This window comes from Pseudomonas sp. FP597, from assembly GCF_030687435.1.
GTDB lineage: Bacteria > Pseudomonadota > Gammaproteobacteria > Pseudomonadales > Pseudomonadaceae > Aquipseudomonas > Aquipseudomonas lactucae.
This window is the reverse complement of the sequence record NZ_CP117432.1, coordinates 4,032,952-4,046,420: the sequence shown is the minus strand read 5'-3', so window position 1 is coordinate 4,046,420 and position 13,469 is coordinate 4,032,952. Positions and strand designations below refer to the sequence as shown.

The following is a 13,469-nucleotide window of genomic DNA, read 5'->3' as shown; positions in this document are numbered from 1 at the left end:
CGGAGCGGATCTTTTAACTGATTTGTCTGCAGTGAATACCGCTCTGGATCAAGGTTTGCGCAAAATTTTCAGGCAGATCACATTGGGGGCTCGCTGAAGCAGACAGGTACAGGCAAAAAAACGCCCCGAACCAGTCGGGGCGTGATTGTCGTGCGGCACGGCGGTTAGCTTTTTAACGGGTCCGCCGTGGCCGTGTACTCAGTGCTTAGTGGAACTGTTCTTCTTCGGTCGAGCCGGTCAGCGCGGTCACGGACGAGGTGCCGCCCTGGATCACGGTGGTCATGTCGTCGAAGTAGCCGGTGCCCACTTCCTGCTGGTGCGCTACGAAGGTGTAGCCTTTGGCGGCGTCGGCGAACTCCTGCTCCTGCAGCTTCACGTAGGCGGTCATGTCGTTGCGGGCGTAGTCGTGCGCCAGGTTGAACATGCTGTGCCACATGTTGTGAATGCCGGCCAGGGTGATGAACTGGTGCTTGTAGCCCATGGCGGACAGTTCGCGCTGGAACTTGGCGATGGTCGCGTCGTCCAGGTTCTTCTTCCAGTTGAAGGAAGGCGAGCAGTTGTAGGACAGCAGTTGGTCCGGGTATTCCTTCTTGATCGCTTCGGCGAAACGACGGGCCTCGTCCAGGTCCGGCTTGGCGGTTTCGCACCAGATCAGGTCGGCGTACGGTGCGTACGCCAGGCCGCGAGCGATAGCCTGGTCAAGGCCGGCGCGTACCTTGTAGAAGCCTTCCTGGGTGCGCTCGCCTGTCACGAACGGCTGGTCGTACGGATCGCAGTCCGACGTCAGCAGGTCGGCGGCGTTGGCATCGGTACGCGCCAGGATGATGGTTGGCGTGCCGGCGACGTCTGCCGCCAGGCGGGCGGCGGTGAGCTTCTGTACGGCTTCCTGGGTTGGAACCAGTACTTTGCCGCCCATGTGGCCGCATTTTTTCACGGATGCCAGTTGGTCTTCAAAGTGAACGCCGGCGGCGCCCGCTTCGATCATGCTTTTCATCAGCTCGTAGGCGTTCAGTACGCCACCAAAACCGGCTTCGGCGTCAGCCACGATCGGTGCGAAGTAGTCGATGTAGCCTTCGTCACCTGGGTTCTTGCCGGCTTTCCACTGGATCTGGTCGGCGCGACGGAACGAGTTGTTGATGCGCTTGACCACGGTCGGAACCGAATCCACCGGGTACAGCGATTGGTCGGGGTACATGGATTCGGCGGAGTTGTTGTCCGCCGCCACTTGCCAGCCGGACAGGTAGATCGCCTGGATACCGGCTTTCACCTGTTGGACTGCCTGGCCACCGGTCAGGGCGCCCATGCAGTTGACGAAATCTTTGTCGGGACGGAAGGAAGGCTTGGCACCTTGGGTGACCAGGTTCCACAGCTTCTCGGCGCCGAGTTTTGCAAAGGTGTGCTCGGGTTGAACCGAGCCACGCAGGCGGACGACGTCAGCAGCGGAATAAGCGCGGGTCACGCCTTTCCAGCGTGGGTTTTCAGCCCAGTCTTTTTCGAGGGCTGCAATTTGCTGTTCGCGTGTCAGTGCCATGGGGAAAAACCTCGTCGCATAGGTCTAGGTGGAGAAATCCTTTTGCCAGCCGCGCAATCGTTGCGGTGCATGGCTGCTCGCTGACCAGAAGCAGAGGCGGTCAAGTCAGGTTCGACGGGGGAGGCGACGGGATGAACGAAGGGCTCAAGGGAGGGGCGAGCAGGTAGAGGCGGGCCAAGAACAGTCTTCGGGCGTCGTGGGCCCTTGGGCATTCTGCAGCGTGTTGCCGGGTTACCTGGTTAGCTTCCGTCCCTCGGGACAACTTCGTTCCAGTCGCAACCAAAGTCAAACACACCTTGTGGGCGGTACAGACACGAATCGGCTCGGGTGGGTAGCTTGGAGCGACGATCCGAAGGCCCTTGCCAGGGCCCCTGATTAGCGGGAGCGAGGCCATCATGCCCATGCTTTTTTGGATCGTCAAATGTTTTGTAGTGCTTTTTTTGCAGCACTACATCTTTAGTCTAATACGACTCATCAGTCAGTTTTTGGTGCTTCAGTTCAGGGTATCGACTTTGACCCGCACAGTCAGGTCATCGCGGCCCTGAGTAGAGTAGCTGCGGGTTGTAGAGGATTTGTCGGCCAGGGTCTGACGATTGATGCCGGCCAGGGGGATCCATTCGCCAAGACGTCCGCTGACGGTTGTGTCGGTACTTTGCACATTCACTACATCGGGACGTTCCTGGCTCATGCGGTCACGGTTGGTACTGATCGCCAGGTGTACGGTCTCGCCAGTGACGCTGGCGGTGACGTAAAAACCTTGGGTCACGTTGCGATACTGGGTCTGGTTTTGCGGGCGGCCGTAGGCGTCGGGCTGAGTGGTGGTCAATGGCACGCTCTGGCCGACCTGAATCAGCGCAGGTATGCCTTCGCTGGCCTGGATCTGCTGGATGCCGCCGTCGCGGCTCTCGGTGCTGTAGGTGATGACGTGGCTGTTGGTTTGTTGGTTGTTCTCGTCGGTATCGACAGTGATCAGCAGGCGTCTGGCCGGCGTGTCGAGTTGGGCGAGCAAGGCGCGCAGATCTTCGATCTTGCCGGGCTCGGCTTTAACAATAAGCTGGTTGCCATAAGCGCTGACGGTGCCGTCCTTGCCGATGAAGTTCTGCGCCACCGGCAGCAGGTCGGCGCTGGTGCGGTTGCTCAGGTTGACGACCTGGGTGTCGGCCATTGCCGAGCAACTGGCAGTGAGGAGGAGGGCGGTGAGCAGGGTGCGTAGGGACATGTCCGTTATCTCTGCGAGTCATTTGGGCTTGATAGTGCCAGTTTGTCGGCCTGGCAGGTCGCAAATTGAATCGTAGACGGCAAAATGCCCTGGCATGGCAGGGCATTCTGGGGGTGTGGTTGAGATGGCTATCGGGAGCAAGCCCCCTCCCACATTTTGACCGTGTACTCATGCTGGAACTCGGTCAAATGTGGGAGGGGGCTTGCTCCCGATGGCGGCGACTCGGTCTTGGATCAGCCCCCGCGCACCATATCCACATGGGGAATCCCGACTTCCAGGAATTCCTCACTGACAATCTTGAAACCCAGTCGCTCGTAGAACGGTGCCGCATAGACCTGCGCGCTGAGGAACTGTCTGGTCTGGCCACGTTGCTCGGCCACACCAATCACCGCTTCCATCAGCTTGTCGCCGACCTTCAGCCCACGCCAGTCCTTGAGCACCGACACGCGGCCGATTTCGCCGCTGGGCAGCAGGCGCGCGGTGCCTATCGGAAAATCACCTTCGAACGCCAGGAAATGCACGGCATCTGCGTCGTCCGCGTCCCATTCGAGTTCCGGTGGGACCGATTGTTCAGCGATAAACACCGCTTCACGAATGCGCCGAATCTCGTCGATATCCTTTCGCCAGTCCGCGACACTTACGTGAATCCTATTCATCGGCAAATCCCAGGCTGCCTTGCTTGACCAGTTCGCACAGAAGCGCGCGGCCGTCTTCGTCAGCGAGCCACTCGCTGAGGTTTTCGCTGTGCAGTGCGTCGGCGGAGCATACGAGTTTCAACAGCTCGCGCAGCTTGCCCGGCAGGTAACGGCTCTGGCCGCTGGCGAACAGCAGCACGTCGTCGTCGACTTCGGACCAGGCCATGCGCGCGCTTGGGTTGCGCACCAGGATCGCACCGTCTTGCACGCTGGCGATGAAGTCATCTTCACCCAGCTCTTCGCCGGCCACCAGTTCCGGGTAGCGTGGCTCCGTCATGAATTGGCCGAACCAGGTCAGCAGCATGCGCTCGTCGCTCATGTGCTCGGCCAGCAGGCTCTTGAGGCGGTCGAGAGCGTCGCTCTGGATCTGGTGCGGGTCGCTGACGGGCTGGGCGTCGGCGTCGGTGTAGCGCTCTTCGTCCGTCAGGTACTGGGCGAGGAAGTCGGTGAAGTGGGTCAGTACTTCGGCAGCGCTCGGCGCGCGGAAGCCGACCGAGTAGGTCATGCAGTCATCTTCGGCGATGCCGTAGTGCGCCAGGCGCGGCGGCAGGTAGAGCATGTCGCCCGGTTCCAGCACCCATTCGGCGCTTTCTTCGAATTCGGCGAGGATGCGCAGGTCGGCGTGTTGCAGCAGCGGGCTTTCGGAGCTGCACATCTGGCCGATCTTCCAGTTGCGCTTGCCCTGGGCTTGCAGCAGGAACACGTCGTAATTGTCGAAGTGCGGCCCAACGCTGCCGCCAGGGGCGGCGAAGCTGATCATCACATCGTCGATGCGCCAGCTGGGCAGGAAGCGGAACTGCTCCAGCAGCTCGGCCACTTCCGGCACGAATTGGTCAACCGCTTGCACCAGCAGGGTCCACTCGCGTTCAGGCAGGGTGCTGAAGGCGTCTTCGGCAAACGGGCCGCGGCGCAGTTCCCACGGACGCTCGCCGTGTTCGATCACCAGGCGCGATTCGACTTCTTCTTCCAGTGCCAGGCCTGCCAGTTCGTCGGCGTCGATCGGGCTTTCGAAGTCAGGGATGGCCTGGCGGATCAGCAACGGTTTTTTCTGCCAGTAGTCGCGCAGGAATTCACGTGCCGTGATGCCGCCCAGAAGTTGAAGAGGGATGTCAGGATTCATGTGTAACCTATTGAAAAAAAGCACTTTTCAGACTGGAATAAAAACGCCCGGCGCGGCCGGGCGTCTCAACGGGGCGCGCAATGATCAGATGCGCTTGGCTTGCTCTACAGCGTTGCCGATGTAGTTAGCCGGCGTGAGCAATTTCAGCTCGGCCTTGGCGGCGGCTGGCATGTCCAGGCCGTCGATGAAAGTTTGCAACGCTTCAGGGCTGATGCCCTTGCCACGGGTCAACTCTTTGAGCTTCTCGTAAGGGTTTTCGATGTTGTAGCGGCGCATTACGGTCTGGATCGGCTCGGCCAGCACTTCCCAGCACGCGTCCAGGTCGGCGGCGATCTTCTGCTCGTTGAGCTCGAGCTTGCTGATGCCCTTGAGGCTGGCTTCGTACGCGATCACGCTGTGGGCAAAGCCCACGCCGAGGTTGCGCAGTACGGTGGAGTCGGTGAGGTCGCGCTGCCAGCGGGAGATCGGCAACTTGCTGGCCAGGTGCTGGAACAGCGCGTTGGCGATGCCGAGGTTGCCTTCGGAGTTTTCGAAGTCGATCGGGTTGACCTTGTGCGGCATGGTCGACGAGCCGATTTCACCGGCAATGGTGCGCTGCTTGAAGTAGCCCAGGGAGATGTAGCCCCAGATATCGCGATCGAAGTCGATCAGGATGGTGTTGAAGCGCGCAATCGCGTCGAACAGCTCGGCGATGTAGTCGTGCGGTTCGATCTGCGTGGTGTAGGGGTTGAAGCCCAGGCCCAGTTCGTCTTCGATGAAGGCGCGGGCATTGGCTTCCCAGTCGATCTCAGGGTAGGCCGACAGGTGGGCGTTGTAGTTGCCTACCGCGCCGTTGATCTTGCCCAGCAGCGGTACCGCTGCCACTTGAGCGATCTGACGCTCCAGGCGGTACACCACGTTGGCCAGTTCTTTGCCCAGGGTGGTCGGCGACGCCGGCTGGCCGTGGGTGCGCGACAGCATCGGCACCGCAGCGAAGCGGATCGCCAGTTCGCGGATGGCTTCGGCGGTCTGGCGCATCAGTGGCAGCATGACGTCATCACGGCCTTCGCGCAGCATCAGGGCGTGGGACAGGTTGTTGATGTCCTCGCTGGTGCAGGCAAAGTGGATGAATTCGCTGACCTGAGCCAGTTCCGGCAGCTTGGCGGCCTGCTCCTTGAGCAAGTATTCGATGGCTTTTACGTCGTGGTTGGTGGTGCGCTCGATCTCTTTGACACGCTCGGCGTGCTCCAGGGAGAAATTTTCCGCCAGGGTGTTGAGCACAGCGTTGGCCTGCGCGGAAAACGCCGGCACTTCGCTGATGGCGGGGTGAGCGGCCAGGCGCTGGAGCCAGCGCACTTCAACCAGTACACGAGCACGGATCAGGCCGTATTCGCTGAAAATAGGGCGCAGGGCCTGGGTTTTGCCGGCGTAGCGGCCGTCAACAGGGGAAACCGCAGTGAGCGAAGAGAGCTGCATGGGGTGTTCTCGGACAGTCGGGCAACGAAATGGGGCGCGTATCATACATGAAAAAATCCGCCGGTCCGTTGCCAACTGACCGACGTATTACGCGTAACGGCTTGAAAATAGTCTGCTGGTGCGACTTATTCGTTGCGCATCAACGGGTAAAGCTCTTTGAGCAATTTGCGCCGGCTGATCACCAGTTGCCAACGATGACCGCCCAACTGCCGCCACAACCGCGCCGAACGAATACCCGCCAACAGCAGGGCGCGGATTTTCGAGGCGTTGTTCGGTTGCTGCAGGTTGCGCATGTCGCCGTGCACCTGGATCCGCTGGCGCAAGGTGCTCAGGGTGTCCTGGTACAGTGCGCCACAGGCGGCGATCACGTTTTCGTGGGCTGCACCGAAGTGTTCAACCTGGGACTGGATTTGCGGCAGGCGCTTGCCGATGGTTTCCAGCATGTCTTCGCGCTTGGCCAGTTGACGCTCGAGGCCGAGCATCGACAGGGCGTAGCGCAAAGGTTCGCGCTGCAAGGTGCTCGGGTCGCGCTCCAGCGCGCCGATCAGCGCACGGTAGCCTTCACGCAGCGCCAGGTCGTCGCCGCCGTAGACTTCCAGGGTGTCCTTGGGGTCGCGGATCAACAGGCTGCCGAGCATGCAGGTCAGGCCCGCTTCGGTGACCTGGCCGGTCTTGGCGATCTTGTCCACCAGCACGGCGGCCAGAAATACACCGCCAAGCGCCGTCAATTGCTCCTGGGTCGGGCTCATGCCAGGTTGCTCCAGGGCTCTGCCACTTCAATCACGCCGCCGCCCAGGCAGATCTCGCCGTCATAGAACACCACGGACTGACCGGGAGTGACGGCGCGTTGCGGGTCGTCAAAGGTCGCACGGTAGCCGCTGGCGGTTTTTTCCAGCGTGCACGGCTGGTCGCTCTGGCGATAGCGCACTTTGGCGGTCAGGCGGCGCGGCACGCTCAGGTCGATCGGGTTGACCCAGTAGATTTCCGACGCGAGCAGGGCGCCGGAGAACAGCAACGGATGTTCATTGCCTTGGCCGACGACCAGTACGTTGTTTTCCAAGTCCTTGACCAGCACGTACCACGGCTCTTCGCCTGCGTCTTTCAGGCCGCCGATGCCCAGGCCCTGGCGCTGGCCGATGGTGTGGTACATCAGGCCGTGGTGACGGCCGATCACTTCACCTTCGGTGGTCTTGATCTCGCCCGGTTGTGCCGGCAGGTACTGCTTGAGGAAGTCGCTGAAGCGACGCTCGCCGATAAAGCAGATCCCGGTGGAGTCCTTTTTCTTGGCGGTAGCCAGGCCGTGTTGCTCGGCGATCCTGCGCACTTCGGGCTTTTCCAGCTCGCCGACCGGGAACAAGGTCTTGGCGATCTGTTCGCCACCAACGGCGTGCAGGAAATAGCTCTGGTCCTTGTTCGGGTCCAGGCCCTTGAGCAGCTCGGTGCGGCCGTCGATGTCACGGCGGCGCACGTAGTGGCCAGTGGCGATCAAGTCGGCGCCGAGCATCATGGCGTAGTCGAGAAACGCCTTGAACTTGATCTCGCGGTTACACAGGATGTCCGGGTTCGGCGTGCGGCCGGCCTTGTATTCGGCCAGGAAGTGCTCGAACACGTTGTCCCAGTACTCGGCGGCGAAATTGGCGGTGTGCAGCTTGATACCGATCTTGTCGCACACGGCCTGGGCGTCCGCCAGGTCGTCCATGGCGGTGCAATATTCTGTTCCATCGTCTTCTTCCCAGTTCTTCATGAACAGGCCTTCCACCTCATAACCCTGCTCCATGAGCAGAACGGCGGAAACGGAAGAATCCACGCCGCCGGACATGCCGACGATGACGCGCTTCTTTTGTGTGTCAGAAGGGGCTGGATCACGCATAGGGTTTCAACGGGTGTCTTGAAAAAGGACGCGATTCTAACAGGCTCACGCCCGCAAGGCTAAAGAGAAGGGCGGATCAATTCGAGGCTGTGACGCTGGCCGGCCAGATAATCATCGATACAGCGGATGATCAGCTCGCTGCGCCAGTCGTCGCGCACGGCCATCAGCTCGTCACGGCTCAGCCAGCGGGCGCGCAGGATGCCTTCGTCGAGTTGATAGTCCGGGTGGTGTTTCACGGCTTTTGCAATGAAGCATACGCGCTGGTAGGTCACGCCGTTGCTGGGGGCGGTGTACAGGTAGATGCCGACGATGCCCGTGGGCTCCACGTCCCAGCCGGTTTCTTCGAGGGTTTCGCGCACGGCGGCCTCGGTCAGGGTTTCATGCGGATCGAGGTGGCCGGCGGGCTGATTGAGCACGGCGCGGCCGCCCTTGAGTTCTTCGACCATCAGGAACTTGCCGTTGTCTTCGACGAGGGTGGCGACGGTGATGTGGGGTTGCCAGGTCATGGAGTACCTCTTGATTCAGGGGGGGGGCTACACCCCTCCCACATTTGAATTCGGTTTCGTCAATTGAGCGCTGGAAACAGAAACCCCGGCACAGGGCCGGGGCTTCGTTGCATCCTTACAACCTTACTTCAACTTGGCAATCGCCGCGTTGAGGGTGTTGCTTGGGCGCATCGCCTTGCTGGTCAGCTCAGGGTTCGGCGCGTAGTAGCCGCCGATGTCCACTGGCTTGCCCTGTACGGCGTTGAGCTCGGCAACGATGGTTGCTTCGTTCGCGGCCAGGGTTTTTGCCAGTTCGCCGAACTGCGCTTGCAGGGCAGTGTCTTCGGTCTGGGCGGCCAGGGCCTGGGCCCAGTACAGCGCCAGGTAGAAGTGGCTGCCGCGGTTGTCGATGTTGCCGACTTTGCGCGATGGCGACTTGTTGTTGTCCAGGAACTGGCCGGTGGCCTGGTCCAGGGTCTTGGACAGTACCAGCGCTTTCGGGTTGTTGTACGTCACACCCAAATGCTCAAGGGAGGCGGCCAGGGCCAGGAACTCGCCCAGGGAATCCCAGCGCAGGAAGTTCTCTTCCAGCAGTTGCTGTACGTGCTTGGGGGCCGAACCGCCGGCGCCGGTTTCGAACAGGCCACCGCCGTTCATCAGCGGCACGATCGACAGCATCTTGGCGCTGGTGCCCAGTTCCATGATCGGGAACAGGTCGGTCAGATAGTCGCGCAGTACGTTGCCGGTCACCGAGATGGTGTCCAGGCCCTTGCGGGTGCGCTCCAGGGTGAACTTCATCGCGTCGACCGGCGACATGATGCGGATGTCCAGGCCTTCGGTGTTGTGGTCTTTGAGGTAAGCCTGAACTTTCTCAACCACGACGCCATCATGCGCGCGCTGTGGGTCCAGCCAGAAAATGGCCGGGGTGCCGCTGGCGCGGGCACGGTTGACGGCCAGCTTGACCCAGTCCTGGATCGGTGCGTCCTTGGTCTGGCACATGCGGAAGATGTCGCCGGCTTCGACGCTCTGTTCCATCAGCAGGTTGCCCTTGCTGTCGGTGACGCGGACCACGCCGTCAGCCTTGATCTGGAAGGTCTTGTCGTGGGAACCGTACTCTTCGGCTTTTTTCGCCATCAGGCCAACGTTCGGCACGCTGCCCATGGTGGTCGGATCGAACGCACCATTGGCCTTGCAGTCTTCGATGACGGCTTGGTAAATGGTTGCGTAGCAGCGATCCGGGATCACGGCCTTGGTGTCGTGCAGCTGGCCGTCGGTGCCCCACATCTTGCCGGAGTCACGGATCATGGCCGGCATCGAGGCGTCGACGATCACATCGCTCGGCACGTGCAGGTTGGTGATGCCTTTGTCGGAGTTGACCATCGCCAGGGAAGGGCGAGCGGCATAGACCGCCTGGATGTCAGCTTCGATCTGCGCTTGCTGGTCGGCCGGCAGCGCTTTGATGCGCGCGTACAGGTCGCCGATGCCGTTGTTCAGGTTGAAGCCGATCTGCTCCAGCACGGCAGCGTGCTTGGTCAGGGCGTCTTTATAGAACTCGGCAACGATCTGGCCGAACATGATTGGGTCGGAGACCTTCATCATGGTGGCTTTGAGGTGAACCGACAGCAATACGCCTTGTTTCTTGGCGTCTTCGATTTCAGCGGCGATGAACGAACGCAGGGCGTTTTTGCTCAGTACGGCGCTGTCGAGGATTTCGCCTGCTTGAGCGGTGGTCTTTTCTTTCAGGACAGTGGTGGTGCCATCCTTGCCGACCAGCTCAATTTTGACAGCATCGGCCGCTTCGATCTGTACGGCTTTTTCGCTGCCGTAGAAGTCGCCGTTGCTCATGTGGGCAACGTGGGACTTGGAGTCGGCAGCCCAGGCGCCCATTTTGTGGGGGTGCTTGCGTGCATAGTTCTTGACCGACAGCGGTGCGCGGCGGTCGGAGTTGCCTTCGCGCAGAACCGGGTTCACGGCGCTGCCCTTGACCTTGTCGTAACGTGCACGGGTTTCTTTTTCCGCGTCGGTGGTTACGGTTTCCGGGTAGTCCGGCAGGGCATAGCCCTGGGCCTGTAGTTCTTTGATCGCAGCTTGCAGCTGCGGGGTCGAGGCGCTGATGTTAGGCAGCTTGATGATGTTGGCTTCAGGCGTAACGGCCAGGGCGCCCAGTTCGGCGAGGTGGTCCGGTACGGCCTTGGTGCCCAGTTGCTCGGGGAAGCTTGCGAGGATGCGCCCGGCGAGGGAAATGTCGCGGGTTTCCACAGCAATATCAGCGGAAGCGGTGAAGGCCTCTACGATAGGCAGCAGTGAATAGGTGGCGAGGGCTGGGGCTTCGTCGGTGAAGGTGTAGATGATCTTCGAGCGGGTGGGCATATTCGGATTAACTCTCTTCTTTGCTGAAAGCGTGCGCAGAAACTCGAGATGCGCCGGGTGGAGCGCGTTCGTTCAAAGTCATCCATGAGCGAAAGGTCGAGGTTTCTTCGCGGTGATGTTGGGTTGCATCAGTCGAGCGTCAAGCGGGTGGACTATTGTAGTAGTCCTGCTTTTGGCGGAAGGCCTCGCTCTTTATTTCCAGAAGCTGGAGCGGTCCGCCATCGTGACTCTTTGGTCAGCGGCGGCATTATACATAGGTCGCTATGCTTACGCCGAGCCTTCATACAAAAGGTGTGTCGTCCATTGGTCTAAAGGTCGCAGGTACCGGGTTACGCCTAAAGTCGCACGATGTGCTCAAGATTGGCGCTTTTCCCTTTGCTTTCAGGCTTGTAGGCGACAATTTATGCTGTTTTCGATGCAAATGAGCGTGGCGTGAGGTTTAAGTCGCCATTTATCTGGAGTAGGCTCGAACGCAGCCAGATGTTCAATCCATAGATGGAGTTCAGCATGGGATACAAGAAGATTCAGGTTCCGGCAGTCGGCGACAAAATCACCGTCAATGCAGACCATTCTCTCAATGTTCCTGACCAACCGATCATTCCTTATATCGAAGGTGACGGTATTGGCGTCGACATCAGCCCGGTGATGATCAAGGTGGTCGACGCAGCTGTTGAAAAGGCCTACGGCGGCAAGCGCAAGATCTCGTGGATGGAGGTGTATGCGGGCGAAAAGGCCACCCAGGTCTACGATCAGGACACCTGGCTGCCCCAGGAAACCCTGGATGCGGTCAAGGATTACGTGGTGTCCATCAAGGGCCCGTTGACCACGCCGGTGGGTGGCGGTATCCGTTCGTTGAACGTGGCCCTGCGTCAGCAACTCGACCTGTATGTGTGCCTGCGCCCGGTGCGCTGGTTCGAGGGCGTGCCCAGCCCGGTCAAGAAGCCTGGCGACGTGGACATGACCATCTTCCGCGAAAACTCCGAAGATATTTACGCCGGGATCGAGTGGAAAGCCGGCTCGCCGGAGGCCACGAAGGTGATCAAGTTTCTCAAGGAAGAAATGGGCGTCACCAAGATCCGTTTCGACCAGGATTGCGGGATTGGCATCAAGCCGGTATCGCTTGAAGGCACCAAGCGCCTGGCGCGCAAGGCCCTGCAATATGTGGTGGATAACGACCGCGACTCGCTGACCATCGTGCACAAAGGCAACATCATGAAGTTCACTGAAGGTGCCTTCAAAGAGTGGGCCTACGAAGTGGCGGCCGAGGAGTTCGGCGCGACCCTGCTCGATGGCGGGCCGTGGATGCAGTTCAAGAACCCCAAGACCGGCAAGAATGTAGTGGTCAAGGACGCGATTGCCGACGCCATGCTCCAGCAGATCCTGTTGCGTCCGGCCGAATATGATGTGATTGCGACTCTCAACCTCAATGGCGACTACCTGTCCGACGCGCTGGCGGCGGAGGTGGGCGGTATCGGTATCGCGCCAGGGGCCAACCTGTCCGATACCGTGGCGATGTTCGAAGCCACCCACGGTACTGCGCCCAAGTATGCGGGCAAGGATCAGGTCAACCCGGGGTCGTTGATCCTGTCGGCGGAAATGATGCTGCGCCACATGGGTTGGACCGAGGCGGCCGACCTGATCATCAAAGGCACCAATGGCGCTATTTCGGCCAAGACCGTGACCTACGACTTCGAGCGGTTGATGGACGGCGCCAAGCTGGTGTCGTCGTCGGGTTTTGGTGATGCGCTGATTTCGCATATGTAAGGCTCAAGCAATAAAAAAACGGCCGCCCCACATGATTGGGGTGGCCGTTTTTTTGCTAGTTACACGCTCTACGGTAGGTCAGGCCGTTTGTTTCTTTTCATTATGAGCGTTGGCTGCGTTTTGTTCCGTTGGTTCGGCTTTCACTGCATCGATATTCACTGCGTGCAGCCCTTTCGGTCCTTGAATGATTTCAAAGCTCACAACTTGACCAGCTTTCAGCGTTTTGTAGCCATCCATGATGATGGCCGAGTAATGCGCAAAAAGATCCTCAGTCTTTCCATCCTCATTCACAAAGCCATATCCGTTGGCATTGTTGAACCACTTGACCTTGCCACTGATCTTGACGCCAGACATAAACCATTTCCTTCTGCACCAGACTCCATCACTGGAGTATCATCCAGTTTATCCGTCCTAACCCGAATAAATAAGGTTGACTGCGCGGACCTTTTTTACCCACTGTGGGTTCTATTGTTTGTAACACCGTTTTGCCGATAGTCAAGGCGACCAGTCAGTCAGTGTTGAAATTCTGACAGCTCGCCCCCACCACTGTATTTGAACCACTGACGAACCTTTCTTTCCATGCATGCATTCAGCCAGATTCGACTAACATTCAATCAGGATCGACCGGATCACGAACACGATGACGACGGTTCTGCAGGCATTGCTGTCAAAGAGGCCAAGCCTGCTTTACAGGCGCCGCCGATGTACAAGGTGGTTTTGTTCAATGATGACTACACACCGATGGATTTCGTCGTCGAAGTGCTCGAGGTGTTTTTCAACCTGAACCGAGAGTTGGCGACCAAGGTAATGCTGGCCGTTCACACAGAAGGACGGGCAGTATGTGGAGTGTTTACCCGTGACATCGCCGAGACAAAGGCCATGCAGGTCAACCAGTACGCCAGGGAAAGCCAGCATCCGCTACTCTGTGAAATCGAGAAGGACGGTTAACGCCGACCACTT

General features: G+C 59.6%; 12 protein-coding genes. 2 read left to right on the top strand and 10 right to left on the bottom strand.

Annotated features, from left to right (window positions below):
• Positions 1-205: 205 nt before the first annotated feature.
• The 9 genes from aceA to PSH66_RS18330 form a co-directional block, all read right to left on the bottom strand.
• Positions 206-1,531, bottom strand: a complete 1,326-nt coding sequence (aceA, locus tag PSH66_RS18370) for an isocitrate lyase (RefSeq protein WP_003174717.1) — start codon at positions 1,529-1,531, stop codon at positions 206-208.
• Between the two features lie 493 nt (positions 1,532-2,024).
• Positions 2,025-2,750 (bottom strand): secretin N-terminal domain-containing protein, encoded by a 726-nt coding sequence (locus tag PSH66_RS18365; RefSeq protein WP_003174716.1) that lies wholly within the window; start codon positions 2,748-2,750, stop codon positions 2,025-2,027.
• Positions 2,751-2,983: 233 nt separating this feature from the next.
• Entirely contained in the window at positions 2,984-3,406 is a 423-nt protein-coding gene (locus tag PSH66_RS18360) for a GNAT family N-acetyltransferase (RefSeq protein ID WP_078825203.1), read from the bottom strand.
• Positions 3,399-4,565 carry a cupin domain-containing protein gene (locus PSH66_RS18355; protein WP_042944936.1) on the bottom strand — a complete coding sequence of 389 codons (1,167 nt, stop codon included), beginning with the start codon at positions 4,563-4,565 and terminating at the stop codon, positions 3,399-3,401. Before PSH66_RS18355 ends, PSH66_RS18360 begins: the two co-directional genes overlap by 8 nt.
• An 84-nt stretch (positions 4,566-4,649) precedes the next feature.
• Positions 4,650-6,020: an adenylosuccinate lyase gene (gene purB / locus PSH66_RS18350; protein WP_012724947.1), complete on the bottom strand. Its 1,371-nt coding sequence runs from the start codon at positions 6,018-6,020 to the stop codon at positions 4,650-4,652.
• A gap of 125 nt (positions 6,021-6,145) precedes the next feature.
• Complete coding sequence (gene hflD / locus PSH66_RS18345; protein ID WP_003174711.1) at positions 6,146-6,769, bottom strand: high frequency lysogenization protein HflD; 624 nt, start codon at positions 6,767-6,769, stop codon at positions 6,146-6,148.
• Positions 6,766-7,890 (bottom strand): tRNA 2-thiouridine(34) synthase MnmA, encoded by a 1,125-nt coding sequence (gene mnmA, locus PSH66_RS18340; protein WP_003174710.1) that lies wholly within the window; start codon positions 7,888-7,890, stop codon positions 6,766-6,768. The genes hflD and mnmA overlap by 4 nt, the downstream gene beginning before the upstream one ends.
• 59 nt (positions 7,891-7,949) lie before the next feature.
• Positions 7,950-8,396, bottom strand: a complete 447-nt coding sequence (locus tag PSH66_RS18335; protein WP_003174709.1) for an NUDIX hydrolase — start codon at positions 8,394-8,396, stop codon at positions 7,950-7,952.
• A 123-nt stretch (positions 8,397-8,519) separates the two neighbouring features.
• A complete protein-coding gene (locus PSH66_RS18330) occupies positions 8,520-10,745 on the bottom strand; it encodes an NADP-dependent isocitrate dehydrogenase (protein ID WP_003174708.1) in 2,226 nt (741 codons plus the stop codon).
• Between the two features lie 507 nt (positions 10,746-11,252).
• Between PSH66_RS18330 and icd the strand changes: the two genes are divergently transcribed.
• Positions 11,253-12,509: an NADP-dependent isocitrate dehydrogenase gene (gene icd / locus PSH66_RS18325; RefSeq protein ID WP_027606337.1), complete on the top strand. Its 1,257-nt coding sequence runs from the start codon at positions 11,253-11,255 to the stop codon at positions 12,507-12,509.
• A 78-nt stretch (positions 12,510-12,587) separates the two neighbouring features.
• Here icd and cspD read toward each other — a convergent pair whose 3' ends face one another.
• Entirely contained in the window at positions 12,588-12,863 is a 276-nt protein-coding gene (cspD, locus tag PSH66_RS18320) for a cold shock domain-containing protein CspD (protein ID WP_305427403.1), read from the bottom strand.
• Positions 12,864-13,088: 225 nt separating this feature from the next.
• Between cspD and clpS the strand changes: the two genes are divergently transcribed.
• Positions 13,089-13,457: an ATP-dependent Clp protease adapter ClpS gene (gene clpS / locus PSH66_RS18315; protein ID WP_003174705.1), complete on the top strand. Its 369-nt coding sequence runs from the start codon at positions 13,089-13,091 to the stop codon at positions 13,455-13,457.
• Positions 13,458-13,469 lie beyond the last annotated feature (12 nt).

What these genes read in the sequence shown, in the direction of transcription:
- PSH66_RS18355 (WP_042944936.1), bottom strand. Translation starts at nt 4,565, where the DNA reads ATGAATCCTGACATCCCTCTTCAACTTCTGGGCGGCATCACGGCACGT.
- purB (WP_012724947.1), bottom strand. Translation starts at nt 6,020, where the DNA reads ATGCAGCTCTCTTCGCTCACTGCGGTTTCCCCTGTTGACGGCCGCTAC.
- PSH66_RS18330 (WP_003174708.1), bottom strand. Translation starts at nt 10,745, where the DNA reads ATGCCCACCCGCTCGAAGATCATCTACACCTTCACCGACGAAGCCCCA.
- aceA (WP_003174717.1), bottom strand. Translation starts at nt 1,531, where the DNA reads ATGGCACTGACACGCGAACAGCAAATTGCAGCCCTCGAAAAAGACTGG.
- icd (WP_027606337.1), top strand. Translation starts at nt 11,253, where the DNA reads ATGGGATACAAGAAGATTCAGGTTCCGGCAGTCGGCGACAAAATCACC.
- mnmA (WP_003174710.1), bottom strand. Translation starts at nt 7,890, where the DNA reads ATGCGTGATCCAGCCCCTTCTGACACACAAAAGAAGCGCGTCATCGTC.
- PSH66_RS18335 (WP_003174709.1), bottom strand. Translation starts at nt 8,396, where the DNA reads ATGACCTGGCAACCCCACATCACCGTCGCCACCCTCGTCGAAGACAAC.
- PSH66_RS18360 (WP_078825203.1), bottom strand. Translation starts at nt 3,406, where the DNA reads ATGAATAGGATTCACGTAAGTGTCGCGGACTGGCGAAAGGATATCGAC.
- hflD (WP_003174711.1), bottom strand. Translation starts at nt 6,769, where the DNA reads ATGAGCCCGACCCAGGAGCAATTGACGGCGCTTGGCGGTGTATTTCTG.
- cspD (WP_305427403.1), bottom strand. Translation starts at nt 12,863, where the DNA reads ATGTCTGGCGTCAAGATCAGTGGCAAGGTCAAGTGGTTCAACAATGCC.
- PSH66_RS18365 (WP_003174716.1), bottom strand. Translation starts at nt 2,750, where the DNA reads ATGTCCCTACGCACCCTGCTCACCGCCCTCCTCCTCACTGCCAGTTGC.
- clpS (WP_003174705.1), top strand. Translation starts at nt 13,089, where the DNA reads ATGCATGCATTCAGCCAGATTCGACTAACATTCAATCAGGATCGACCG.